23 protein-coding genes are annotated in these 26170 nt (G+C 42.5%); 8 read left to right on the forward strand and 15 right to left on the reverse strand.

The genetic code is table 11. The annotated features are described in order from the left end of the window. Positions 1–49: 49 nt before the first annotated feature. The 4 genes from ACEN82_RS08155 to ACEN82_RS08170 all read right to left on the reverse strand — a co-directional run bounded on the left by ACEN82_RS08155 (position 50) and on the right by ACEN82_RS08170 (position 4151). Positions 50–364, reverse strand: coding sequence for an antibiotic biosynthesis monooxygenase (locus tag ACEN82_RS08155; protein ID WP_146750301.1), 315 nt, complete (start codon positions 362–364; stop codon positions 50–52). A 66-nt stretch (positions 365–430) separates the two neighbouring features. Continuing rightward, the gene (locus ACEN82_RS08160; protein ID WP_413319093.1) at positions 431–1204 is read right to left on the reverse strand and encodes a helix-turn-helix domain-containing protein; all 774 of its coding nucleotides are present in this window, start codon (positions 1202–1204) and stop codon (positions 431–433) included. Between the two features lie 61 nt (positions 1205–1265). Continuing rightward, the gene (priA, locus tag ACEN82_RS08165; protein ID WP_413319091.1) at positions 1266–3755 is read right to left on the reverse strand and encodes a replication restart helicase PriA; all 2490 of its coding nucleotides are present in this window, start codon (positions 3753–3755) and stop codon (positions 1266–1268) included. Positions 3756–3761: 6 nt separating this feature from the next. Continuing rightward, on the reverse strand, positions 3762–4151 hold the full coding sequence (locus ACEN82_RS08170; protein WP_090527050.1) for a DUF423 domain-containing protein: 390 nt from the start codon (positions 4149–4151) through the stop codon (positions 3762–3764). Positions 4152–4237: 86 nt separating this feature from the next. On the opposite strand from ACEN82_RS08170, the gene ACEN82_RS08175 reads away from it, so the two are divergent. Together ACEN82_RS08175 and ACEN82_RS08180 are read left to right on the forward strand one after the other, a co-directional pair. After that, the gene (locus tag ACEN82_RS08175) at positions 4238–5827 is read left to right on the forward strand and encodes a hypothetical protein (RefSeq protein ID WP_413319089.1); all 1590 of its coding nucleotides are present in this window, start codon (positions 4238–4240) and stop codon (positions 5825–5827) included. A gap of 135 nt (positions 5828–5962) precedes the next feature. Further along, entirely contained in the window at positions 5963–7417 is a 1455-nt protein-coding gene (locus tag ACEN82_RS08180) for a DUF5723 family protein (protein ID WP_413319087.1), read from the forward strand. Here the strand turns inward: ACEN82_RS08180 and tsaB are convergent. From tsaB to rpmH, 4 genes are all read right to left on the reverse strand, one after another. After that, positions 7414–8106, reverse strand: a complete 693-nt coding sequence (tsaB, locus tag ACEN82_RS08185) for a tRNA (adenosine(37)-N6)-threonylcarbamoyltransferase complex dimerization subunit type 1 TsaB (protein WP_413319085.1) — start codon at positions 8104–8106, stop codon at positions 7414–7416. The genes ACEN82_RS08180 and tsaB overlap by 4 nt on opposite strands. A gap of 9 nt (positions 8107–8115) precedes the next feature. After that, positions 8116–8358, reverse strand: a complete 243-nt coding sequence (gene yidD, locus ACEN82_RS08190; RefSeq protein WP_354483764.1) for a membrane protein insertion efficiency factor YidD — start codon at positions 8356–8358, stop codon at positions 8116–8118. A gap of 13 nt (positions 8359–8371) precedes the next feature. Continuing rightward, entirely contained in the window at positions 8372–8776 is a 405-nt protein-coding gene (locus ACEN82_RS08195; RefSeq protein WP_090527060.1) for a ribonuclease P protein component, read from the reverse strand. Between the two features lie 76 nt (positions 8777–8852). After that, the gene (gene rpmH, locus ACEN82_RS08200; RefSeq protein ID WP_083878950.1) at positions 8853–9011 is read right to left on the reverse strand and encodes a 50S ribosomal protein L34; all 159 of its coding nucleotides are present in this window, start codon (positions 9009–9011) and stop codon (positions 8853–8855) included. 383 nt (positions 9012–9394) lie between these two features. Here rpmH and ACEN82_RS08205 point away from each other — a divergent pair, with 383 nt between their 5' ends. Continuing rightward, a complete protein-coding gene (locus ACEN82_RS08205) occupies positions 9395–10273 on the forward strand; it encodes a ChaN family lipoprotein (RefSeq protein WP_413319082.1) in 879 nt (292 codons plus the stop codon). A gap of 211 nt (positions 10274–10484) precedes the next feature. Here ACEN82_RS08205 and mscL read toward each other — a convergent pair whose 3' ends face one another. Beyond that, complete coding sequence (gene mscL, locus ACEN82_RS08210; protein ID WP_229701561.1) at positions 10485–10889, reverse strand: large-conductance mechanosensitive channel protein MscL; 405 nt, start codon at positions 10887–10889, stop codon at positions 10485–10487. Positions 10890–11065: 176 nt separating this feature from the next. Here mscL and rpoN point away from each other — a divergent pair, with 176 nt between their 5' ends. Continuing rightward, the gene (rpoN, locus tag ACEN82_RS08215) at positions 11066–12541 is read left to right on the forward strand and encodes an RNA polymerase factor sigma-54 (protein ID WP_112654296.1); all 1476 of its coding nucleotides are present in this window, start codon (positions 11066–11068) and stop codon (positions 12539–12541) included. Between the two features lie 235 nt (positions 12542–12776). Here the strand turns inward: rpoN and ACEN82_RS08220 are convergent, their stop codons facing one another. Both ACEN82_RS08220 and glmM read right to left on the reverse strand, forming a co-directional pair. Further along, a complete protein-coding gene (locus tag ACEN82_RS08220) occupies positions 12777–13913 on the reverse strand; it encodes a cysteine desulfurase family protein (RefSeq protein WP_413319079.1) in 1137 nt (378 codons plus the stop codon). Positions 13914–14037: 124 nt separating this feature from the next. Next, complete coding sequence (gene glmM, locus ACEN82_RS08225) at positions 14038–15429, reverse strand: phosphoglucosamine mutase (protein WP_413319077.1); 1392 nt, start codon at positions 15427–15429, stop codon at positions 14038–14040. A 266-nt stretch (positions 15430–15695) separates the two neighbouring features. Here glmM and ACEN82_RS08230 point away from each other — a divergent pair, with 266 nt between their 5' ends. Together ACEN82_RS08230 and ACEN82_RS08235 are read left to right on the forward strand one after the other, a co-directional pair. Beyond that, entirely contained in the window at positions 15696–16259 is a 564-nt protein-coding gene (locus ACEN82_RS08230) for a phosphatase PAP2 family protein (protein ID WP_413319075.1), read from the forward strand. After that, entirely contained in the window at positions 16259–16975 is a 717-nt protein-coding gene (locus ACEN82_RS08235; protein ID WP_413319073.1) for a ZIP family metal transporter, read from the forward strand. The genes ACEN82_RS08230 and ACEN82_RS08235 overlap by 1 nt, the downstream gene beginning before the upstream one ends. Before the next feature lie 47 nt (positions 16976–17022). Here the strand turns inward: ACEN82_RS08235 and ACEN82_RS08240 are convergent, their stop codons facing one another. From ACEN82_RS08240 to argB, 4 genes are all read right to left on the reverse strand, one after another. After that, the gene (locus ACEN82_RS08240; RefSeq protein ID WP_413319071.1) at positions 17023–19833 is read right to left on the reverse strand and encodes a S9 family peptidase; all 2811 of its coding nucleotides are present in this window, start codon (positions 19831–19833) and stop codon (positions 17023–17025) included. A gap of 294 nt (positions 19834–20127) precedes the next feature. Beyond that, entirely contained in the window at positions 20128–21504 is a 1377-nt protein-coding gene (locus ACEN82_RS08245) for an aspartate kinase (protein WP_413323004.1), read from the reverse strand. Positions 21505–21697: 193 nt separating this feature from the next. Further along, positions 21698–22516, reverse strand: a complete 819-nt coding sequence (gene proC, locus ACEN82_RS08250; RefSeq protein ID WP_090527080.1) for a pyrroline-5-carboxylate reductase — start codon at positions 22514–22516, stop codon at positions 21698–21700. Further along, positions 22513–23358 (reverse strand): acetylglutamate kinase, encoded by an 846-nt coding sequence (gene argB, locus ACEN82_RS08255; protein WP_413323003.1) that lies wholly within the window; start codon positions 23356–23358, stop codon positions 22513–22515. The genes proC and argB overlap by 4 nt, the downstream gene beginning before the upstream one ends. A 204-nt stretch (positions 23359–23562) precedes the next feature. On the opposite strand from argB, the gene ACEN82_RS08260 reads away from it, so the two are divergent. Both ACEN82_RS08260 and ACEN82_RS08265 read left to right on the forward strand, forming a co-directional pair. After that, a complete protein-coding gene (locus ACEN82_RS08260) occupies positions 23563–24861 on the forward strand; it encodes an NAD(P)/FAD-dependent oxidoreductase (RefSeq protein ID WP_413323002.1) in 1299 nt (432 codons plus the stop codon). A 42-nt stretch (positions 24862–24903) separates the two neighbouring features. Beyond that, the gene (locus tag ACEN82_RS08265) at positions 24904–26151 is read left to right on the forward strand and encodes a cation:proton antiporter (RefSeq protein ID WP_413323001.1); all 1248 of its coding nucleotides are present in this window, start codon (positions 24904–24906) and stop codon (positions 26149–26151) included. The last annotated feature ends 19 nt before the right edge of the window (positions 26152–26170 follow it).

Below are 26170 nucleotides of genomic sequence, written 5' to 3' on the forward strand. Positions count from 1 at the left end.
TTTAATTCAATATAGAACGTTTTATGTGTCGATTATATGTTGCTGCTTTCTAATCGGCAATCTCCCTGTAAGTGTTCCTTTCCATGCTTACGTTTAGCCTTTGCAACATAGCCTTCATATCAAAGCCCTGTTGCTGATATAGCTGCTGAACTGCCTCTTTAGCTTTTTGTAAAACATCTTCGTTTTGCCAAATGGCGGTTGTAATGCAAATGAGGTTGCCTTGGTCATCATAGCGCTCAAAGGCACGGTCTTCAATAAATCCGTCGAGCTTTTTTATAAAGTCGCGGTTGACTTTCATACGTCCTTTAAATTCTTGTTGAGCTGTTGCGGGAACAATAAATTGATCTATAAATATCTGTTTCATGATAATCCTTGTTTTGTTCCAAAATTCAGCACAATCAACGCCCAATACTTGTAAAAAATCATTGATTTACCAGGCCCTTGGTATTTTGAAGAAATCGGTAGGGTTTAACCCTGTAAACAGTTTAAATTCCTTGTTGAAATGCGGCTGGTCAAAGTACCCGGCTTCTAAAGCTACCTGGCTGAGCGAACCGTTTTTAGGTTTACTATCAACTATCGACCTGATCTTAATGATATTGGAAAACTGCTTTGGCGAAGTACCAACCACTCGTCTGAAGCGTTTTTCAAATGCATCCTGGCTTATATAATGAGTATCGGCAAGGTCCTTAATTTTGATCATGCCCTTTGATAAGCGGATCTTTTGCAGGGCAGATATGATCAACTGGTCCTGTTTGTGGCTTTCAATATGTTTAAGCAGGAATTGTTCGGTTAAGATTACCCGTTGCTGATTATTGGCTGCTTCTGCCAGTTGTTCTTCAGTTAAGGATAATTCACGCAGGTCAATAAAGTTATCAAGCGACAGAGTGGCCTCAAATAATTCATGAAGCGGATTTTTGAAAAACGCTGCCGCGCCGGCTGCTTTAAATAAAACCAACATATTGCCCGTGCCCGGTGCATAATTAATTAGCTTGGGCGATTTTTTTAAGCCGGTGATTAAAGAGGAGGGGAGCTTACCGCTATGTGCCTCAGTAATATCGCTAATCTTGCCACAGTACCTGAACGCCATTACCAGCGATGTATCGGGCAAAATACGATTAACCAGATCATTTGCAGTCTCGATAAAAACGTATTGCCGTATAAAAGGCTTTAGTATTTCGCCGGGCGTAAAGCGTTCAATATGCATTTAACTAAGATACAGAATTTGTTAATCAGAAAATTCCCGCCCGGCACGACTCAAGATTGTATCAATACGGATCAACGTCGGGCTGTACAATACTGCCCGTGCTAAGTTTGGTTGTATAATACTGAGTGATCACATCCCTTAAAACAGTTTTTGCTTTTATGATAGAGATCCCATCCTTCTCAAATTTGAGCATAATGCTTTTAATGTAATAATTGCGGATCCTGCTGATGAGCGGTTGCTCCGGGCCAATCACCCGCTCGCCAAAATGCTCCCGTAGCCGCGCGCCGAGGTACTCTGCCTGATTATGGAGCACATCGGGATTTTTATGCTTGATATCGAGGTTAATGATCCGGTAGAAGGGAGGGTATTTAAAGCTTTTCCGCTCTTCCATCTCGGTAAAATAAAGATCGGCGTAGTTGTTATCAATCACCTGCTTCAACACCCGGTGATAAATATCATAGGTTTGCACTACTACTTTGCCTTGCTTGCCCCGGCGGCCGGCCCTGCCGCTTACCTGCGCAAGTAGCTGATAACCACGTTCGTTTGCCCTATAGTCAGGGAATTTTAGCAAGCTATCAGCATTAATAATACCAATTAGCGTTACATCTGAGAAATCAAGCCCTTTGGCCACCATCTGGGTACCAACCAGGATATCTATCCTTTTCTCTTCCAGATCGTTGAGGATAGTTTGCAGGGAGTTCCGTGACCGCGTAGTATCCAGGTCCATCCGGGCAATCCGGGCTTCGGGCAATAAAACACTCAGTTCATCTTCAATTTTTTCGGTACCGAAGCCTTTATATTCCAGGTGGGTAGATCCGCAGGCGGGGCAAATGGATGGCGTATCTTCCTTGTAACCGCAGTAGTGGCAGTGCAGTTTGCCGCTGCTTTTATGATAAGTAAGGCTTACATCGCAGTTGATACATTTTGGAGTATAAGCACATACTTTGCACATCAGGATGGGGGCATATCCGCGGCGGTTTTGGAATAAAATCACCTGCTCTTTATTTTCAAGCGCCTGCTTGATGCCCTCCATCAGCACGCTGGTAAAGTGCGACTGGATAGTTTTTTGTTTGGTTTCATGAGCGATGCTCACCACCTGCACATCGGGCAGCTCAACGCCGCCGAAGCGTTCGGTGAGCTCTGCAAAACCGTATTTGTGAGTGCGGGCATTATAGTAGCTTTCAAAGGATGGCGTGGCCGAACCCAAAAGCACTTTACCCTGGTGCATGTTAGCTAAAAAAATCGAAGTGTCGCGTGCATTGTAGCGCGGCGCCGGATCAAATTGCTTATATGATGTTTCGTGTTCTTCATCAACGATGATCAATCCCAGATCGGCAAAAGGTAAAAACACGGATGACCGCGCGCCGAGCACAATCTTATACTCTCCGCTTAAAACTTTCTGCCAAACCTCAACCCGCTCATTGTCATTAAAACGCGAATGATAAACACCGATATCCGCACCAAAATACATCCGTAGCCTTTCAATAATATGTGTTGTTAGGGCTATTTCAGGCAAAAGGTAAAGCACCTGTCTGCCGCTGCGTACAATCTCTTCTATCAGCCTTACATATAATTGTGTTTTGCCTGATGAGGTTACGCCATGCAACAGCGTTACATCTTTTTCTTTAAACTGCACGCGGATACTTTGAAGTACCTCCGTTTGCTGTTCGCTCAATTCAAAGTTGTTGCCTTCTTCCCCTTCTTCCTCAAAATGCAGGCGGCTAACGTTCCTGTCCTCCGAAAAGAAGATCTCTTTTTCAATGAGCGATTTAATGCTTGATTCACCTGCACCGCTCTCTTCAATAAGTTCGTTTTTGGTGATGTTTTTTTGATGACGGGAAAGCTTGATGTAAGCTAATAGGGCATCGGCCTGTTTAGGCGCGCGCTTTTCCAATATCGGGAATAGCTCCCGCAGATTATCCTGGTTGTTATAAACCGGGTTAAGTGTAATAAAAGTGCGTTTGCGGGGCTTATAACGTTCGTTTACTTCTTCGGATATGTTGATGATGTTTTTTTCAAACATCAGCTTCAATATCGGCATTACAGTTTTCTGCCCCAAAAGCTTGGTAATATCGCTTATGGTAAGCTCCGGCTGAATTTCGAGGGCTTCAACAATTAAAAACTCTTTATCGTGAAGCGTGGCTTTATCTATCTCATATTCCCGGTTAAGCATGATGCGGGTTTCGCTGGCCAGCTTCAGTGCCGATGGCAGCGCGGCGTTCATAACTTCGCCTATGTTGCACATATAGTAATCTGCCAGCCACTGCCAAAATTCGAGCTGCTTAAGGGCTACAACCGGGCGGTCATCCAGGATCTCGATGATATATTTGGCTTCGTACTTTTCGGGCGCCAGTTTACCTATCTCTTTAACAATAGCTGTATAAAGCTTGCTTTTGCCGAACTGCACCACCACTCTTTTGCCAATAGCAATAGCATCATTTTGCTCATAAGGAACCCGGTAGGTGTAGTTTTTTGAAATAGCCAATGGCAAAATCACTTCGGCAAAGAGTGTTTCACGGTCGGTATGTTCAATTTCTGCAAACTCTAACATTGTTTATTATTTGTTGCGGATAGCAGCTAATGCCAGCATCAGCCAGCCCAAAATGAACAACAAACCACCAATGGGTGTAATTGGCCCCATGGCTATAAGCCAGTTCCAGCCAAGCAGATCGCGACATGATAACAGGTACAGCGAACCTGAAAAGAATATAATGCCGAAAGTGAACAGATAGTAAGCTGCTGATATTAAGCCCCCGCTCTTTTCGCGCGCAAAAACTGCTAAAAAAAGCAGGGCAAATACGTGATAGAAGTTGTATTGTACAGCAGTATGCCAAACCTCAAGCTGGGCGGGGGCAAGCAACGCTTTTAAACCGTGGGCTCCAAAAGCGCCGGTGATAACGGCCAGCATACCTAAAAACGAAGCGGTAATAATTATTTGTTTGTTCATGCGATATAAAAAGCTAAGTTAACCAATTGAAAGTATTACTTTAACGCCGTGGGGTAAAATTCTATATTTGCTGCACGCCCCCTGCTATGAAACGACTGATAGTAACCACTATATTTTTGATTATAGCTACCGTGCTGGTAACGGTGTTATATTTTAAAAATTTAAGTCCGCCGGGAGTGCGTACCGGGCAGGTTATGCGCGCTATTCCTGATAATGCGGTGGCAGTATTTGAGTTTGGTAATGAAAAGGGATTTTATGATATTTTTGCCGGCAACCAGCTCTTGAGCACTTTTGTTGGCCCCGGCAAATTACATGAACTTGACACCTTACGCAAGTTGCTTATTGCCTCTCCACAGCTTGATCAATTTTTTACAGGCCAAAACATTTTCGTTTCCCTTCATCCTACAAATAATGATAATATAGACTTGCTCGTAACCACCTCGGCATCAAAAGCTTTTTCGGCAACTATGTTTAATCATTTAACAGGCAATGCCAAAAGCGCTTTACAAATAGCACCTATGCAAATAGCGGCAAGCCAGGGTTATAATATATATGTTAAACCGCTCAATAAACATTTTTACCTCATTAAAACCGGCGACAATATATTTTCGGGCAGTTTTTCAAAAGATTTGGTTGATCATAGCGCCATCTACCAGCAGGATAAAGGCCATAATGGCTTTGTACCGTTGCCTGAGCAGCAAAACGCCAATTCGCTTGCCAATCTTTATATTAATTACAACCAGCTAAACCCGTTTTTTGATCAGCTGTTCCTTAATAAAACTACCGATCTTTTTAAGAGCTTTAGAATGCTGCCGGCCTATGCGGCATTAAACTTAAATTATAAAAGCGATGCTTTGATGTTTAACGGGTTCACCACTAAGCGAAATAATGCAACCAGTTATTTAAACATTTTTTCGGCCCAGCAACCTGTCGAGAATCATTTAAAAGATATTTTCCCGGCTACAACTGCCTACAGCACCAGCTTCGCCGTTTCAGATCCTAAAAAGTTTGAAGCCGACCTTTCACAATGGCATGATAAAGCGGGAGTGAGCAGGGAAAAGAATGAACTTTTGAATAAGGTAAAATCAGAGGCAGGACTGTTTGTAAAACCTGAGTTTGAAAAGCTGCTCGGTAACGAGTTCGCGATAGTTACCACGCGGTACTTTGAAAAATTTGCCATCATTTCTGTTAAAGATGGCTCAAAGCTTTTTCCGGTGATGATGAACATCAGTAATATGGTTACTGATAAAGTTGGCCAGTTTAATTATGAAAAACTGCCTTTCTTTTTATTGGGTGATGCATTCAGCATTTTTCGGAAACCTTACTTTATGATCATTGATAATTATCTCATACTTGCCACGTCGGTATCCGAGTTAGAAAGTTATAACGACACCTACTTCAACCGCAAATTCATAGGCAAAACCGATCAGTATACCCAGTTTGATAATTTGCTGGCCGAAAGGAGCAATGTGGCCTTTTTTATTAACTTTAAAAACATGCAGCCTGTATTAAAGCGCGATTTAAAAAGGCCTTTTTACGATGCTTTTGAAAACAGCGACCCCGGTTGGAAAAATTATTATGGTGCTGCCTTCCAGCTCACCGCATCCGACAAAAACTTTTATACCAATTTTTGTATGCGCCTGAATGTTCCGGATACAAGTACAGTAAAAAAATAAATTTATTTACGTTTACACAACAATACCCGCTCAATTTCGTAGAACATTACAAATAGCAATTTGTAAAAATTTTACAGACAATCAGCTTTGAGTTCTTTTCTTTAAGAAAATTCGGGCAAGATATGTGGGCCAATTATGAATAAGATCTTCTTTACTATTCTCTTTTTTATCTTTTATTCTTTATCGGTATCGGCTCAACAGTTTTCGCAGTATAATACCGGCACCCTTTACGATTCATTTGAAAATCCTTCACAAAGAGCCTTTATCCCCGATTCGAGCCGGGAAATAGCTTTCAATTTTTTAATCCCGAATTTTAATGCTAATTTCTATATAACCGGCGATATACAACGGCCGCTAAAAAGCCGCGCATTTGCAAGCCCTTCTTATTATAATACCTCATCACTGCGCATCGGTCAAAATGCTTTAAATCATTTCAATGTAAATGCCAACGCATATGCGGTAATGGTTAAACTTTTCACCAGTTTAAACGGCAATGTTGAAATGGGCTTTTCGGCCCAAACCAAAGTAGAAGGTAAAGGCATTGTCACCGATGAGTCTATAGCTTTTCTTGATGGACCGTCAAATTTTGCGCGTGATAATTATGATAATATATTCAACAACCATTATAGGATGCAGATGTATGATCAGTTAAGTTATATCTACCGGGAGCAGGTTAATAAACAACTCTCCTTAGGCTTTAAGTTGAGCTACCTGTCTGGTGTTCAATATAACAAAATAGATGTGGAGGAGTCGAGCCTGCAGATTAACCGGGACCCGGCAAATCCTGACAATGACAATGCCGACGTTTATATGAGGGGACGGTATTACAGGAGCTATGTGCCTGGCAGACTGGATGGGCGTGACTTTTTACCAACGTTTCGCAACCCAGGTGCGGCGATATCAATGGGTGCAACTTACCGAACAGAGGATGGGATCCTGATACAAGGTAATATAAAAGACCTTGGCTTTATTCACTGGAACAAGCGCTCAACCATTACTGATTTTAATAACACAACAAATATAACAGATATTACATCCCAGCATCGTGATGAGAATATATATAACGCTGTATATGAATTGGTCAGGGGCAACGGAATGGTTACTTCATTTAACACAAAAACCAATGCCAAAGCCGAATTGAGCGTATCCAAAAGCTATTGGCTTGATGATGAAAAAACATACAGATATTTCCCAACAGTTGTAGCCCAAAAAGAAATGTTCTTTTCCGGTTTTACCGGAGCAATGGTTAACTCGGTACAGAAAAACAACCTGATAGCTACCTTAACGGCCACTTATGACGATTATAAATTATTTAATCTCGGCGCACAAATTATGGTAAAATCCCCTAATGTCGAATTTTTTATAGGTTCCGAACGCTTACTAAATACGGGCCGCCTTACTCTGGCCGCTTTAAATAATACTAATCAAATAAATCACGTAGGCAATTATAGCGGGGCGGATATCTTCCTGGGCTTTTCACTGAAATTTGGACGGGTAATTGAACATCCCATGAATTCCAGCTATATCCCCATGGGCGAAAAAGGGTTTTTGGGCCGTTTATTTGGCCGTATTTTTAAAACCAATAATTAAAGCGCTTTTTTTCCGGCTATAAAATCCTTAAGGTAGTAAGGCTCGTAATAAGCTACATCTTCAAATGCGCCATCAGCAAATTTTTGAGCTGCTTTTTGGGTAAAATATGTTGCCGAGTTTACAAAATCATCCAAAAACAAGGCATTCGGGCTTGCACTTAAAACACCTTTGCATTTTTCGGCACCATCACCAAAAAACAGGATCTGATGATCTTTCAAATAGTTGGCAAAGCTGTTTCCTTCTATAATATCAGCAGCTGTTTCACGTACTCTGTTGCCGGCAGCATCAAATAATGCTGTGTAAACCTCCATTCGGCGGGCATCTATCATCGGGCATAACAGCATATTACCATCAGCAGCATCCCCCAGGCTGTTAATAACGCCATAAGCCATAGCCTCAAGCGTTTCAATTGCTATCAAAGGCTTATCAAGGGCGAAGCACAATCCTTTGGCGGTAGATACACCTATCCGTAAACCGGTGTATGACCCCGGACCGCTGCTTACAGCAATAGCATCAAGCTCGTTATAAGTTAATCCCGAGTTATTCAGCAATTCATCGATATATAAAGTAATAACTTCAGCATGGATATTACGGATATTTATTTGCTTAAAGCCCAAAACCTTGCCATCGCGGGCAAATGCTACCGAGCAGGATGTTGTTGCTGTTTCTATTTGAAGTATAAGGCTCATATTATAAATTTATGGCACCGGATCATGCCCATGACCACCCCAGGGATTACAGCTGGCAATGCGCTTTATGGTTAACCAACCACCTTTAAAAGCACCATACTTCCTGATGGCTTCAACACCGTACTGCGAGCAGGTGGGTGTATACCGGCATGATGCAGCCGAAAGCGGCGATATAAAATATTGGTAAAATTTGATCAGGATGATGAAAACTCCCCCAACTAATGCTTTTAAAAACCTGGCGATTGTATCCATAAGCCCATTCATGTTAATTAGCCGTGACGGGTATTGCAGCAGTTAACTCACCGGAAAGCTGGGCGAGCATCCTCAGCATTTTTTTTTCGATGAAAAGGTATGGTTCAATTTCTTTGCCTACATAGCCTACCGAAACAATTATCTTTTTATCCGCTTGCTGCAAAATATCATAAAGATGCTGCTGTTTGTGGAGCCTGTACGCTTCGCGCATCAGGCGTTTTACCAAATTACGGTCGACAGCGTGCTTATAACGCTTTTTAGGAACGGAAAAAAGAATTTGTGCAGGATAGGGCTGTGGCTCGGGATTGACAAGCCAGGATACCCGGAAGGGATAACATAAAAAAGAAGAACCGTTATGAAAAAGCTTGTCAATAAGCCTTTTGTTACATAACCGTTCTTCTTTTTTAAAAGTATACATAGTTGCCATTTTTGAACCGAAGGATAAAGCAGATAAGCGGTTCCAAACCCTTATAAATAGGGTAGGGCAACCTCAATTATGCTTTGTGCCTGCCTTCGTCAGAAACAGTTAACCTTTTTCTGCCTTTAGCTCTTCTGGCTGCTAATACTCTTCTACCGTTAGCAGTTGACATGCGTTCACGGAAACCGTGTTTATTTCTTCTTTTTCTTTGAGAAGGCTGAAACGTTCTTTTCATGGCTATATTTTATTCTATTCGTCTTTTTAAAACAAGAGCGCAAATGTAGTTATTTTATTTAATAATTCAAACACTATTTTTCTTATTTATAATAACATGTGTACTGCCGCCCGGCGGCTGCAAATCAGCGGCTCTTTTTTCGGAAAACTAATTGTACGCGCAATAATTAAATTCGAAATCCTGTTCATTATCTGAACTAATAACAGCGCTAAGCTGTCATTCAAAATTAAATTAAATAAAAAGTTAAATTTAACATTAATTATTTGTTACAGATTCAGATTTTGCAACAATGTGCACTCGCGAAGTGTGCATTTATTAAAAAAAGCTTAATAAACAGCTCCGAATCATTAACAAAGTGTAAATTCAACAGCTTATCCTAACAAATGAAATTAACCCTTTCCGTAATATTCATATTTCTATCGGCAGTTACCATAGCGCAGGAGCTACCTGCAACACATTATAAAATTTACAGCACATCCGCGCAAAAGACTATCACACCCGACGATATTGTTAATGATATGGCCAATGCCGACGTGCTTTTCTTTGGCGAAGAGCATAATGATTCAACGGCGCACTACCTGGAGTTTAGCTTGTTCAAAAAGCTTTCGGAAAAATATCCGCAGAAAACAGCGCTTTCCATGGAGATGTTTCAAACTGACTGTCAACTGGTGCTAAATGAATATCTCGCGGGGCTTATTCGCGAAAAAAATCTGGTAACAGATGCACGTACCTGGCCCAACTATAAGGATTACAAACCACTTGTTGAACTTGCCAAATCCAATCATCTGCCGGTAATAGCAGCCAACGCTCCAACCCGCTATACCAACATGGTTACACGCGGCGGCCTTGATGCTTTAAAGCAGCTTGATGCCCAGGCTAAAAGCTATCTTGCGCCACTGCCAATTGATACCGCTACCGGAGCTTATTATGATAAATTTGCTAAAATAATGGGAGGTCATGCCTCAATGCCGGGCATGCAGATCTACCAATCGCAAAACCTTTGGGATGCTACGATGGGCTGGTCGATAGCGAAATTTCTGAAAAGCCATTCTGGTTTTAAAGTATTACAGCTTAACGGCGGCTTTCACAGTGAAGAAAAACTGGGCGCGGTAGCTCAGCTTAAAAAATACGCACCCAAATTACGTGTGCTTAACATAGCAACCTATATGGATGATAGTTTTGACAAGCCCGACTGGAGCAAATTAGCCGGCATGGCCGACTATATCATTTTAACTGATCCTAAGCTGCCCAAAACTTTTTGATAGTTCATAGATCATAGTTCATGGTCGATAGTTCATAGTCGATGGTTCATAGTTCATGGTTTTTGTGCTATATGGCTATGTATGAACCATTAACTATTTCCTAACTATCAATCATGGTTACCAAATTTTATGGTTCGCGGTTTTTCTTATAGCTATGAACTATGAACCATCAACTATGAACCATCAACCATCAACTATGAACTAAATTCCATTAAGCTTTCTTAGCCAGTAAATCGCGGATTTCGGTAAGTAAAACTTCTTCTTTAGTTGGTTCTGGCGCTGCTGCTGGAGCGACTTCTTCTTTTTTCTTCAGCGAGTTGATTGCCTTAACAATTAAAAAGATACAAAAAGCAACTATAAGAAAGTCGATCACGTTGTTGATGAACAAGCCATAATTGATGGCTGTTTCCGGTGTTTTATCAACAGCCGGCTTAAGTACATACTTTAAATCTTTAAAATCAATACCCCCGGTTGCCATGCCAATAGGCGGCATAATAATATCTGCAACCAGCGAGGTAACAATTTTACCAAAAGCAGCGCCAATGATAACACCTACAGCAAGGTCAACCACGTTGCCCCGCATTGCAAATTCTTTGAACTCTTTTACTATTGCCATAAATTAAAGTTTGGTTACTTAAAGTTAATAATATTACATAAACTATCAATTCATATAGTTTTTTTGATAGCGCTAAAACAATTGGCATACCTAAAACATTTAACAACTTTAAAGCAGATACCTCAAGTAATTTTTAGTTAATATTAATTTGATGTATTTTTGGCTACATCTTAATTATGCTTAAACAGAACCTTCAACAAAAACTTTTACAAAAACTTTCGCCCCAGCAAATACAATTTATAAAATTGCTGCAGGTGCCTACTGTTTCGCTTGATACCCGGATAAAAGAAGAACTGGAAGAAAACCCCGCACTTGAAGATCTGAGCCTTACCAACCTAAACGAACCCGAAGAACAATATCCCGACCGCGACCCCGACGAAGATAATTATAACAATGACGAGGAAAAGGGCGAGATGGATGAATTTAATATTGACGACTATCTGCAGGAAGACAACGTAAATGATTACGGATCGCGCTATGATCAAAATGGTGACGATGAGGATGAGCGTAAAGAGATCCCCATTGCTGTGCAAAGCTCATTTTTTGAAAGCCTGCAAGCCCAGTTAGACCTGCTTCCCCTAAGTGATAAAGATTTCATGATCGGCAAGCAGATCATAGGCAGCCTTGATGACGACGGCTATCTGCGCCGCCCCATCATGTCGCTAACCGACGACCTTGCATTTTCACAAAATGTATTGGCTGAGGATGACGAGGTAGAAGAGATGCTCAAGGTGATCCAGGGCTTTGACCCTCCGGGTGTGGGCGCGCGCAGCTTACAGGAATGCCTGCTGATCCAGCTTCGCAAAAAAGATGCAAACGACCCTATCATCAAAAAAGCCATACAGGTTGTTGAACATTATTTGGATGAGTTTACCCGCAAACATTACGATAAGCTTGAAAAATCATTGAATATGAACTCCGTTGAGTTGCGTGCGGTGGTCAATGAGATCTTAAAACTCAATCCCAAACCCGGCGATTCAAACGAGATCAACACCAAGCAAATGCAGGTGATCCCTGATTTTCATATCACTAACAATGATGGTGTGCTCATCCTTACCCTCAATTCAAAAAACGCCCCCGAACTTAGAGTAAGCCGCTCATACCAGGAAATGTTTCAGCATTATGACAAGGCTTCCCAAAAGGATAAAAAACTGAAGGAAGCAGTGCAATTTGTAAAGCAAAAGCTTGATTCGGCCAAGTGGTTTATTGATGCTATTAAACAGCGCCAGCAAACGCTGCTCAAAACCATGAATGCCATTATGCAGTACCAGTATGAGTTTTTTCTTACCGGTGATGATAAAAATCTGAAACCGATGATCCTGAAAGACATTGCCGACAGGATTGGCATGGATATTTCAACGGTATCCCGTGTAGCCAACTCCAAGTATGTACAAACCGAGTTTGGTACCTTCCTGCTGAAATCTTTCTTCTCCGAAGCCATCCAAACCGAAAGCGGTGAAGAAGTATCAAATAAAGAGGTTAAAAAGATTTTGGAAGAACATATCGGCAAAGAAGATAAACGTCACCCGCTTGCTGATGAAAAATTGACCGAAATACTCAAAGATGCAGGCTACAACATAGCCCGCCGTACCGTGGCCAAATACCGCGAACAAATGAACATCCCGGTGGCAAGGTTAAGGAAGGAACTGTAGATTAGAGATTAGAGGCCGGAGATTAGAGATTAGTTGCAAATCACGATCCTTAACGAAAAATCCCCCATACCGTCATGCTGAACTTGTTTCAGCACCCCACTGGACGGGTGGGCGATTTGCCTGGCAGTGTGCTTAGCGTATGAGGTGCTGAAATAAGTTCAGCATGCCCCTGCCAAAGTAAAATGCCTTAAGAACAGAGTCCTTAAGGCGTTTTTAATATCAGTACTTTCAAAGTTTACACATTCACAGCACAAAGCTCACGAACTTTAGCTACTACAAAATCAACTTCTTCTTTTGTATTATACTTTGAGAACGAGAAACGTACCGATGGCCTTGAAGAGCTGGCCCCGATAGCAGTTAACACGTGTGAACCAATGTCGCTGCCCGAACTGCAGGCACTACCACCCGAAGCAGAAATACCGGCAATATCAAGATTAAACAGCAGCATATCGCTCATTTCCATCTCGGGGAAAGCCACGTTCAATACTGTATATAAACTTTTTTCGGGGTCGGTTTCGCCGTTAAAGCTTACACCGGGTACGTTTGCAACCAGTTGCTCCATCATGTATGATTTTAAGCCCTGAATGTGGTTTTGGTGCTGTTCCATTTCGCCGTAAGCAAGTTCAAGCGCTTTGGCCAAACCAACTATGCCGTAAATATTTTCGGTACCACCACGCATATTACGTTCTTGTGCGCCACCGTAAATAAATGGTTTTATTTTGATTTTATGATTGATATGCAGGAAACCCACTCCCTTAGGGCCATGCAATTTATGACCGGCACATACCACAAAGTGAGCTTTAAGCTTGCTCAGGTCATGCTGGTAATGGCCCATGGTTTGCACAGTATCACAATGATAAATGGCATTGTATGTTTCGCACAGGTCACCAATGCGTTCCATGTCTGATAGGGTGCCTATTTCGTTATTGGCATGCATTAATGAAACAAAACTGCGTTCATTTTCTTTCAATAATGTTTCCAGGTGATCATAATCAATAACACCCTTGCTATCTATGTTTACCAGGCTCAATTTAATAATGCCCGATTTTTCCATTGCTTCCAGCGTGTGGAGCACTGCGTGATGCTCGGTAGGGCTGGTGATAGCATGGGTAATTTTGTGATCAATGATCCCACACCTGATAGCCGTATTATCGGCCTCAGTACCGCTTGATGTAAAAAAGATTTCGGCGGGCGAGGTGTGCAGTAAACCGGCAATCGTTTTCCGCGAACGCTCAATTAAAGTACGGGCTTCCCGGCCGTGGGCATGTATTGACGACGGATTACCAAAATGGCTTTCCATCACCTTATACATCTCCTTCATCACATCCGGATCAAGCGGCGTAGTGGCGGCATTATCAAAATAAACGCGCATTTTTTTAAAATTTATAAATTAATGGATCAGTAACTTCAAAAACATATGCCCGGTAATGTATATAATAAGCAAACAACCAACGGTATTTACCGCCGGTTGCCTGCTATTTTTAATACCAGTAAAATTAACCTTTCAGCTGTAAGATCTCCTTAATATCGATGATGATCTTATTGGCCAAACCGTTTGCCACGGTTTCAGAATTACCTTCAGAGTAGATCCTGATAATGGGCTCGGTGTTTGACCTCCGCAAATGTACCCATTCTTTATCAAATTCTATTTTCAGGCCATCAATTGTTGAGTGAGGCTGCTTGATGTATTTTTCTTCAACTTTCGCCAAAAGGGCGTCTATGTCCATTTCGGGTGTTAACGTGATCTTGTTTTTTGAAATAAAATAACCCGGATATGACGCACGCAAACTTGAAACCGACTTACCATATTTAGCCAGATGAGTTAAAAACAACGCGATACCAACTAAAGCGTCACGACCGTAATGTAACTCAGGGTAGATAACCCCGCCATTACCTTCGCCGCCAATAACAGCGTTTACTTCTTTCATTTTGTTAACCACGTTAACCTCTCCAACCGCAGCCGCATGGTATTCGCCACCTGCTTTTTCAGTTACGTCGCGCAGCGCACGGGTTGATGACAGGTTAGATACCGTGTTGCCCACATTGTTTTTCAAAACATAGTCGGCTACGGCAACCAGCGTATATTCTTCGCCAAACATGTTACCATCTTCGCAAACAAAGCAAAGGCGGTCTACATCCGGATCAACAGCAATACCCAAATCGGCACGTTTACCCACAACCTCTTTTGATAAAGCTATCAGGTTTTCGGGAAGCGGCTCAGGATTATGCGGAAAATTGCCATCCGGCTCACAATACAGTTCGTGAACGGTTTCCACGCCTAAAGCTTTCAGCAAGGCCGGTACAAAAATACCGCCTGTTGAGTTAACACAATCTATTACTATTTTAAAGTTGGCTTTCTTTATCGCCTCAACATCAACCAGCGGCAAGGCCAGTACAAGATCGATGTGTTTTTGAAGCCAGGTATCATCATGAGTAACTTTACCCAGATCGTTTACATCGGCATAATTAAAGTCGCTGTATTCGGCAATTGTTAGCACTTCTTTGCCATCAGCATCACTGATGAACTCCCCGTTTGCATTGAGCAATTTAAGGGCGTTCCATTGTTTTGGGTTATGGCTTGCGGTAAGGATGATACCACCCGCTGCCTGCTCACCGGTAACGGCAACCTCAACAGTCGGCGTAGTTGATAAACCAAGATCAATAACATCAATCCCCAAACCCTGCAGTGTGCCAATAACAAGATTGTTTACCATAGCACCCGATAAACGGGCATCACGGCCTACTACAATCTTTTTAATCCCCGATTTTTTTACAGCCCATGATCCGTAGGCTGAAGTGAATTTTACAATATCAAGCGGTGTTAAACCATCGCCAACAGCACCGCCTATGGTGCCGCGTATTCCTGAAATAGATTTTATTAATGTCAAAATGCGAAGTTTTTGGTGTGGTAAAAGTAAAAAATATAAGCTACAAATGATATTGTTTTAAGGATTTACGCAAACGCTTGCATATAAGGTTACGGCTAATTTATTGTTTTTTAATGCGGTGCAGGGTGGTTTCAATTGTCATCCCTGCGCATTATTTTATGCTTAACGGGATAATGCTGCTGCTAAGTATTAAAATTTAAAGGATTTTTTAAGCTATTTGATAACTTTGGAAATTACAGCAAACAAACACCTATAGTAAAAAAACAATGCCCGACTATCTTTTAAACCTCGACCGGCATTTATTTTATTTCATTAATCATGACCTGTCCAATTCGTTTTTCGACTGGATCATGCCTTTGTTGCGTAACCCCAAATTCTGGATCCCGCTGTATATTTTCATCATTATTTTTTGTTTATGGCGATATAAAAAAACAGGCGCTATTATTATAATGCTGTTGGCGGCATCGGCAGGCGTTGCTGATTTCACCAGCGGGGTTATTATCAAACACAATGTCCAGCGGCTTCGCCCTTGCCGTGATCCGGTTGTATCTGCAACCGATATCAGCCGCGTGCCCTGTGGTAGCGGTTATAGTTTTCCATCAACCCACGCCACCGATCATTTTGCCATGGCGATATTCCTTAGCTTTGTGTTTTTCAGAAAATGGAGGTGGGTATGGCTTTGGGCGATACTTTGGGCAGGCAGCATTTGCTTTGCACAGGTATACGTGGGGGTGCATTTCCCGGTAGATGTATTGTGTGGCGCTTTATATGGCGCCTTTGTTGGATGGCTGTTTTCATTATTGTTTAAAAAATTACAACCTGCCTTTTAATGGGATATTGGAAAATTCTGCTGCTTTTTTTTACTGCCTTTTTTGGCGGTACTTCTGTATTTTTATTTAAAGGCGATAACCATAAAACGCTGAAACTGGTACTGTCGTTTAGTGGAGCTTACCTGTTTGGTATTACCGTTTTGCACCTGATTCCCGATGCTTACCACGGTAATGATAACTACGTTGGCGTATTCATATTGGTCGGTTTCCTGTTTCAGATTGTGCTTGAACAATTTTCGGACGGGATTGAGCACGGTCACATGCACAAACACCCGCATGATATGGCAGTTTTCCCGATTGGCATCATGGCAAGCCTTTGCCTGCATGCTTTTTTGGAGGGAATGCCACTTGCCCAGGGCAACCAGGACCAATTAGTTTACGGCATTGCCTTACACCATATCCCGGCAGCCTTCGCACTGGCTACCGTGTTGCTCACAAACAAACAAGGCAAAAACAAAACCATACTTTTTGTAGCGGTATTCGCGGTAATGGCACCGGCAGGTTATTTTTTCAGCGATGCGTTAAGCAGCGGAAACATCGGTAACCTGCAGCATTATTTTAACAGGATCATGGGCGTTGTCATCGGCATCTTCCTGCATATATCCACTACCATCCTCTTTGAATCGAGTGCTGATCACCGTTTCAATATGCGTAAAATGATGGCGGTATTGGCCGGTGTGGCCATTGCGCTGCTGGGCTTTTTGAAAGAGCTATAGATTATTCATGCTATTACTTTGTGTGAAATTAATTTCTATATAAACTTTTATTTTTCCAGCTCCAGGCCCCAGTCTTTCCCTTTATCAACTGCAGGTACTCCCTTATCCATCCAAACCGGCATTGGCGCGCCTTTTAAAAAGTGATCGAAAAATTGCTGCTCACGTATAGTAATATCTTTGCGGTTTTGGCGCAGTACCAGGTTATGAGCCTCGCCATTGTATTGCAGTAACCAAACAGGTTTACCTAAACGGCGTAAAGCTGTAAACATTTCAATCCCCTGGTACCATGGCACAGCGCCATCGGCGTCATTGCTCATGATCATTACCGGTGTTTTTACTTTGGGCAACTGGAACAAGGGCGAGTTCTCGATATACAGCTCAGGCCTTTCCCAAAGTGTGGCACCAATGCGGCTTTGTGATTTTTCGTACTGAAATTGCCTGTTTAGGCCCGATTCCCAGCGGATACCGCCATAGGCGGAAGTCATGTTAGCTACCGGCGCGCCTGCCCAGGCTGCTGCATACATATTGGTTTGGGTAATGAGGTAAGCCACCTGGTAACCGCCCCAGCTTTGGCCCTGTAAGCCAATATGTGCAGCATCAACCCATGTGTTTTTCTTTAAAGCCTCAACACCCGAATTCACAAACTCGACCGCTGATGCCCCCGGATGACCGGTTTGATAGCTGATATCAGGTGCGAACACAAGATAGCCGTTGCTCACAAAAAATGAGATAGGCAGGCGGGAAGGAGTGGGAGCCGGAGCAATGTAATTATAAAGCCCGTCAGAAAGTTTCTCATAAAAATAAACTATCATCGGGTACTTTTTGGCCGGGTCAAAATCTTCGGGCTTATACAAGATGCCTTGCGACTGATAGCCTTTAGGTGTCGTCCACCTCACAAGCTCGGCAGTGCCCCAGTTATATTCACTTTGCTGCGGGTTGATATTGCTTAGCTTGATCTCTTTCTTCAAATCAGATGAAAAGTACAAATCAGGCGATTGTTTATAGCTTGCCTTGGTGTAGATGTAAGCTTCGGCATTTTTAGCTTTCAGCAAGTTATCATAACTGATTGGGGCCATGGTCACTTTTTCGGGCAGATTGTTAGTCTCAGGAAACTTCCTGAAATATCCCCATTGCCTGGTTTCTTCGTTTTGGGTTAACAGCCACATCGGCTCTTTCAGGGGGATGAATTTTTGCTCCGGATCGGTTTGATCATACCTCATGATCAGTTTGTTTTTACGCCCGATGCCTTTGGTAAAGTTAAACGCGTCGCCCGTTGCCGGGTCAAAATGCCATATGTCGTACCGGTCATAAATAAATACGGCCTTGTCTCCTGCTAACCAGCCGGCCATACCATAGGCCGAAGCATACCCTGGCACATCGTTCAGTTCGTCGCCCATTTTGGTGCCGGTTGCCTTGCTCAGGTTTATTTTTTGCCCTGTTGCGATGGTATAACAGTACCATGCCTGATCTTTAACATCAAACCACAGCACATAATTGCCCTGCGGCGAGATATAATAACGGCCCAAAGAGGCATTAATAAACCTGTGATTGCCGCTCCGGGTATCAATTAAAATGGCTTGTTGCCTGGTACTGCCTTCCCACTGGGCCGATACGCGGGCGCCGGTATCTGTAAGTCCTAAAACATAGCGGGCATCTTTATTTTCGGCAGTTAATATTTCTGGGATGGCCTTGTTACCTAATTGAACAGTTTTGGCGTTCGTTTCTTCAGGTTTTATCACCGCAAGATAGCTACGCTTTAGCTCTGTTTGCAGGTTTTTGAGCTGCTGGGGCTGCAGATAATCATCTTTGTAGTTCCAGATATCCAGTTTGGCTACCTCAAAATCAACCAGGGTGGTATCGGCAGGTTTAGGGATAGGCGCAGTGCCAAAGAAAAGGCTATTGCCGCTTTTGCTAAAGCTCACTTTGCCATCGCCACTTACCGCCCAGTTATTGGGTATGCCTGCAGTTCCGGCAGCGGCAATAACTTCAGCGCTATCTTTTGCAGTGTTGTAGTAATAAAGCTTAAAGGGTTTTACCAGTGCCTTTTCCGGATTTTTTTCGGCAGTAAAAGCTACCTGGCGCCCGGCATCATCAATACTGATATTATGGTAATTCCCTCTGCCGGTGCTTAACCGTTTGACCGCGTTTTTTTCCAAATCAAATAGATACAGACCAGATACAGTCTCTTTTTGTTTAGCCGGCGCTGTTACAGCAAACGCAATCCATTTTCCATTTTTACTGACCTGGTATTCGGTAACATATTTAAAAGAGCGTTCGGCGGCGGTTTTTAACTTTTTAATAGTTAAATCTGCACCTTCATGTGTAGGCGGGGCTACAGTTGCAGCCACCGCTTTTTTTGAGGTATCGCCTGATGCAGGTTTTTTAAGCGTATCGGCTGTTGCAAGGTAAGCAATAACAGCCGCATCTTCGGCTATTTTAAATGAACGGATGGCCGGGACTTTCCTTACGGATGATGATCCTAAAGTAATTATACCCAAAGTATCTTTAGGGAAATCCGCCTGCTTTTTCTTCTTTATTTTCGCCTGCCTGGTATCCTTATAAAAAGGCCGGATAAGGCATACAGCAAATTTTGAATCCCCGGTTATTTTAACTGTATCTGCACGGGGGATTTTAATTGAGCCGGTGTTTTTTGAATCTTTTATAATCAGTTCGGCATCGCCCTGTTGTGGCTTTACGACGTAACCTATCCATTTACCATCATTGCTGATGCGTTGGCCTGTTATACTTTGCCATCCATCAAACACATTATGATCTAAAGGTTTTTTAGCTTTTTTTTGAGCAGATACATGAAACCCAATAGCTAATAACAGGCAGGCTGATAGTAAAAGTTTACGCATACAGGAAAGATGTCAAACCTAAATATGCTGAAAACTTATGGTTAAAAGAAATTAGTTACTGTAAAGTTACAATTGAGGTGAAAGGTGAAAGGCGAAAGGTGAAAGGTGAAAGGTGAAAGGTGAAAGGTGAAAGGTGAAAGGTGAAAGGTGAAAGGTGAAAGGTGAAAGGTGAAAGGTGAAAGGTGAAAGGTGAAAGGTGAAAGGTGAAAGGTGAAAGGTGAAAGGTGAAAGGCATTATGTTAAATAGAAATGTAAAACAACCTTTAACCTTTTACCTTTCGCCTTTTGCCTCCCTTAGCACATTGCTTTATTCAAAGCGCGGATCGCCTCATCGAAATCTTCGCGGGCTATCAAAAACTGGATATTGACCATTCTTAGTGCAAAGCCACAGCTTTTGATATTGATCCCTTTTTGGGCCAATGCTGTTGCCGATTTGGCAAGTAAGCCCGGCTGATCCATGTTGGAACCTATCAGGCAAACCATCGCCATTTTTTCAACAGCAACTTTTTCGTAATTGTCTTCCAGTTCGCCAATCAGTTTTTTATTGTAGTCCTTCTCCCATATCACTATAGAAATGCTATTTGCGCTGGTGGCCTTGAAGCTGTAGCTAACGCCAAACTTGTAAAACAACTGCATGATATGAAAATCGGTGCCTACGTTACCTACCATTGAGGGATCGTAAATATCAATCATGATCACCTTATCGGTACCGGTGATAACCTCAACACGCTTTTTATCACAAATATATTCGCGGGTGATCAGCGTACCCGGGTGTTCCGGTTGAAAGGTGTTTTTGATCCGCAGGTCGATATCATTTATTTCCAACGGTTTTGATGCTTTTGGGTGGATAGCTTCCATGCCCACGTCGGCCAGCTGATCGGCAACATCATAGTTGGTATTACCTACCGGGAAGCAGTTTTCAACACCAACCAACTGAGGGTCGGCAGTGCAAAGGTGGTATTCTTTGTGGATGATGGCTTCCTGTGGTTGCACAGCAACGGCAATTTTACTGAAAGTAACTTCCGAATAGCCGCGGTCGAACTCGCGCATAATACCTTCGGTACCTTTAGCGTAGCCGGTAACAACGGTAATGGTTTTTGAAAAATCAATATGGGCAAGGTCTTTCTTAATGCGTTGATCAATGGTTAATGCACGGTGGTCATGAAAACCGCTCAGGTCCACCAATGTAGCATTGATACCCATATTTTGCAGGATATTGGTAAAGTTAAAAGCCGAGTGGCTTTCACCTATTGAGGCCAGGATCTCTCTCGCGGCCTGTAAAATGCCTTCTTTACCTACATACCCTGATGCCAGAATATTAGCCAGGTTCTCCAGATAGGTTTGAGCATCGTTGATCCTTGTTTCAACGTACTTATCGGCTTCGGCTATATTCAAACCAAGGCCTTCATATGTTTTATTGATCTGCTTTAGGCGCGTAATCAATTGTTTTAACGGCGTATGAAAATCCTTGTAATTGGCAAGCTTGTGATATACGCCCGGTGCGCCTGTCTTTTTGTTTTCGAGCAGGAGATTGGTTACCCCTGAAAATGCCGATACTACAAAGATGCGGTTGTAAAGTTGTTCCCCGCTGCGTTCAAACAGGATAATGTTTTTGATCACATCACCCAAAGCGGTCATGGATGTACCGCCAATTTTTTCTACTGTTAACATTTTATATTGAAAGATCAGCAGTCAAATACCATAACCATACCAATTGTTGTAGCTATTTATTAATTGGTTGAATGTAAATAGCTTGTATCTGAACTGCTTTTTTAAAAATAACTCATTTTGATATACGCTATCAAAACGATTGAAATATAATGATTAAAAGCTTTGAGCCTTCGGCCTTAAGCTTTTCGCTTAATTAACTATCCTTTTTATACAAATCACCTGCTTTTTCGGCCGACAGACGGATGCCTTTGATCATGGCCGAACTGAAACCGTGGTGCTCCATTTCATTTAAGCCGGCAATAGTACATCCGCTTGGTGAGGTTACCTTGTCAATTTCCTGTTCGGGGTGCGATGCCAGTTGCAATAGCAGGTCTGCCGCACCTTTAGCGGTTTGTGCAGCCATTTTCAAAGCGTCATGAGCATGAAAGCCAATCTCCGTTCCCCCTTGTGAAGCCGCCCGGATTGATCTTAAAAAGAAAGCTATACCACAGGCACAAAGAGCTGTGGCTGAGGTCATCAATTCTTCATTGATCTGGATAGTTACACCAACCGTATCAAACAATGATTTGGTCATGTTGATGTTTTTATTGGTGCCGTTATCTGTAGCGATACAGGTCATAGAGTGGCCTATCGCGATCGCGGTGTTCGGCATTGCCCTGATCACCTGTACATTGAGGTCAAGGTGCTGGCGGATATCGGCACAGCTAACGCCTGAGATAACTGAGATCAATAATTGCTTATCCGGCTTTAACGAAGGTTTGATCTCGTCTAACAGTTTATTGAGTTGTTGCGGCAGTACGGCCAGCACAATAATATCGGCTTTGCGTACAGCACGCAGGTTATTGTCTGACACATGATACCCCTGCTCGGCATATTGGGCCAGCGCAGCTACGTTACGACGGGTTAATGATATTTGCTGGGGTTTACAAATACCCTTTTTAACCAAACCTTTGGCTAATGACAGCCCTATGTTACCGGAGCCTAATATTGAAATGTGCTGTTGTGCGTTCATGCGCTTTTTGTTAAACGTGTTCCAAATGGTTTGTTATCTTTCAATTGGCCCAAATCATCTGATTTGCCAATAATTACCGCCTTTACACCACAAGCAATTGCGGTAAAAGCGTTATCAAGTTTAGGTAGCATACCACTGTGTATTATCCTTTCCACTTTAAGTTCCTCGTAGTGCTGCGGGTTAATTTCCCTGATCAGCGATTCTTCGTCATTAATATCTTTTAACACACCTTTTTTCTCAAAACAGTAAATGAGGGTGGTTTCATATAATCCCGATAACGATACCGCCAGTGCCGAAGCAATGGTATCCGCATTGGTATTTAGCAGTTGCCCTTCGCCATCATGCGTTATAGCACAGAAAACGGGGGTAAAGCCTGCTTCCATCAACCGGCTTATATTTTCGGGGTTGATAGAGTCTTCAACAATATCGCCCACAAAACCATAGTCAATAGTTTTTACCGGCCGTTTAACCGCTTTAATAAAGTTGCCATCGGCACCGGTGAGGCCTATGGCGTTGTTGCCAAAACGCTGCAACTGGGCTACAATATTTTTATTGATGAGGCCTCCGTAAACCATGGTGACCACTCTCAGCGTTTCAATATCAGTGATGCGCCTGCCATCAACCATTTTCGATTCAATACCTAAATCTTCGGCTATTTGTGTGGCCACTTTTCCACCGCCATGTACCAGGATCTTCAGGCCGTCGAGCGCTTCAAAGTCCTTTAAAAAATGATATAGGTTTTCAGAGTTATCAATAACGTTTCCACCTATTTTGATTATATAAAGGCTCTTATTTGATGGTAATTTACCCGTTTTGATATGATCTGTATCAATTTTATTCATTCCAGCTGTTAATATAACTCTTTTAGTGCCAAATTTCCACTTTTTTAAGCGGAAAACTGTTAAAATTACGAAAATATAGCGTGTTTTTTCAAAAATTGATTTAAAAATGAATAATGGGACTTGCAGTTTAAGTTTACAATTTGATTATGAAAGAATTAGTAATATTGGAAAACTTTAAGGCATTATCCTTGCTTATAACTATCTATGGAGCAAAAAAAGAATACCAGACCGCGGGTGGCAATTATAGGAGGAGGATTTGGCGGGATCCATTTAGCCAAAAAACTAAAAGATGCGCCCGTTGACGTACTGATGATTGATAAGCATAACTATCACACGTTTCAGCCTTTGTTGTACCAGGTGGCGGGGGGCTCCATAGCTGCCGATTCAATTGGCTTTCCATTGCGCCGGATCTTCACCAGGCAAAAGAATTTTCGCTTCGCGCTTGCTGAGGTGCAGAAGATCAATCCCGAAACTAATACGCTTGATACCGATATCGGTACCATTTATTACGACTACCTTGCTATAGCTACCGGCTCCAATACCAACTTTTTTGGTAACAAAGAGATAGAGCATTTCGCTATGCCGATGAAGAATATCCCGGAGGCCTTAAACTTAAGGAGCCTGATCCTCCAAAACCTCGAAATGTCGCTCGTATCTAAAGATCCGGAAGAAAAAGCGGCGCTAATGACCTTTGTAGTTGTAGGAGGAGGGCCAACCGGTGTGGAGCTATCTGGTGCACTTGCCGAAATGCGCGAGCTGATATTAATGAAGGATTATCATGGTTTGCGCAAACACAGCATGAGTGTTTACCTTGTTGAGGGTAAAGCGGAGCTGCTGGCCGCGTTTTCGCCGGGGGCGAGGGCCAAGGCCAAAAAGTTTTTGCAGGATATGGACGTAACCATTTATAACAGCGCACACGTGGAAAGCTATAATGGCTATGAACTCAAGATAGATAACGGCACATCGCTGTTAACCCGTAATGTACTTTGGGCGGCAGGAGTAAAGGGGGAATTTCCTGAAGGTATTTCTGCCGATAATATAGCCCGGGGTAACCGCATCCTGGTTGATGAATTTAACAAGGTAAAGGGCTACGAAAATATTTATGCTATAGGTGATGTAGCTGCCATGATTACGGATGAATATCCAAACGGGCATCCAGGTGTTGCACCGGTAGCTATCCAGCAGGGACAAAATTTGGGTGAGAACGTTTACCGAATGTTCGACCGTAAACCGTTGGTCCCATTTAAATACAGGGATAAAGGTTCGCTTGCAACCATAGGCCGAAACAAAGCCGTGGCCGACTTAGGAAAAATTCATTTCCAGGGATTTTTTGCCTGGCTGGTATGGGGATTTGTACACATCATGTCGCTGGCAGGCTTTACTAATAAGGGTATCATATTTTTTAGCTGGGCCATCAACTATTTCACCAAAAACAGCGACAACCGACTTATTGTACGGTATTTTGATACTGAAACCCGCATGACGGATCCTGAATCAAGATAAAATCAAACAATAGACGGTTTAAATCCTTACTTGTAAGTATTTATGGATCTGTTTGTTGTAATTGCTTTATTGGTTATTGTCAGCGCGGTTTTCTCGTACCTTAATGCGCGGTTTATTAAATTGCCGGGCACTATCGGCATTGTGCTGCTGGCAACCATTACTTCTATCACCATACTTATTGTAGATAAGATTGATTCGTCGATAGCGGATTACCTGGGTACACTTGCCAAAAATATCAACTTTTCAAAAGCGGTATTAAATGTGCTGCTTGGTTTCCTGCTTTTTTCAAGCTCATTTAACTTAGATGGCAGGAAGCTGAAGAGAGAAATGCGCCCCGTATTTGTACTGAGCACATTGGGGGTTGTTATTTCAACCGCGGTGTTTGGATGCCTGTTATTTTATGTAGCCCCATTTTTTCATATCCATATGCCGCTAATCTATTGTCTGTTGTTCGGCGCTTTGATTTCACCCACCGATCCGGTGGCGGTTGCAGCCATTATCCGTAATTCAAAGTTACCTGCCAATCTTGAAACCATTATTTCGGGCGAATCCCTTTTTAATGATGGAATTGGGCTGATCCTGTTTGTGATCATCCTGGAGGTGGCTCGGGTGGGAGAAGAGAAAATTGAACTGGCTAAGGTTATAGTGCTTATTGTTAAAGAAATTATTGGCGGGATAGTGGCCGGCGTCATTTTAGGTTATGTGGCTCACCGGTTGATGCGCTCGGTTAAGGATTTTCAGACTATCGTATTGATCTCGCTCGCTTTGGTAATGGCGCTATCAGTTTTGGCCGTATTGCTTGGGTTCTCGCTTCCGCTATCGGTTGTTATTGCCGGGTTATTTGCCGGCGGTCAATCCATTAATCAGGACAATAAAGAAAAGTCGCACGAGGCGTTAGAGAAATTCTGGAAACTGGTTGATGAGATCCTGAACACTATTTTATTTGTGATGATAGGCCTGCAATTGGTTAACCTGCCCTTTGTAAATAACTATTGGGTAACGGGAAGTGTCTCTATTGTTACTGTTTTAATAGCCCGCTGGTTGAGTATCATGCTGCCGCTTACCTTTTTACGACGTACCCTCAAGGTAAACTACAGTAATATCAATATTATGACCTGGGCGGGATTGCGTGGCGGTATTTCTATCGCGTTGGCTTTATCACTTCCTAATACCCCTTATAGGCATCTGATCCTGTCGGGAAGTTATTTTATTGTGATATTTTCGGTAATTGTACAGGGATTAACGTTAAATGCAATGATCAACAGCGCATCCAAAAAGATAGAAGAATGAGATTCTGCCGCGGGTTTAG

The organism is Mucilaginibacter sp. Mucisp73 (assembly GCF_059491465.1).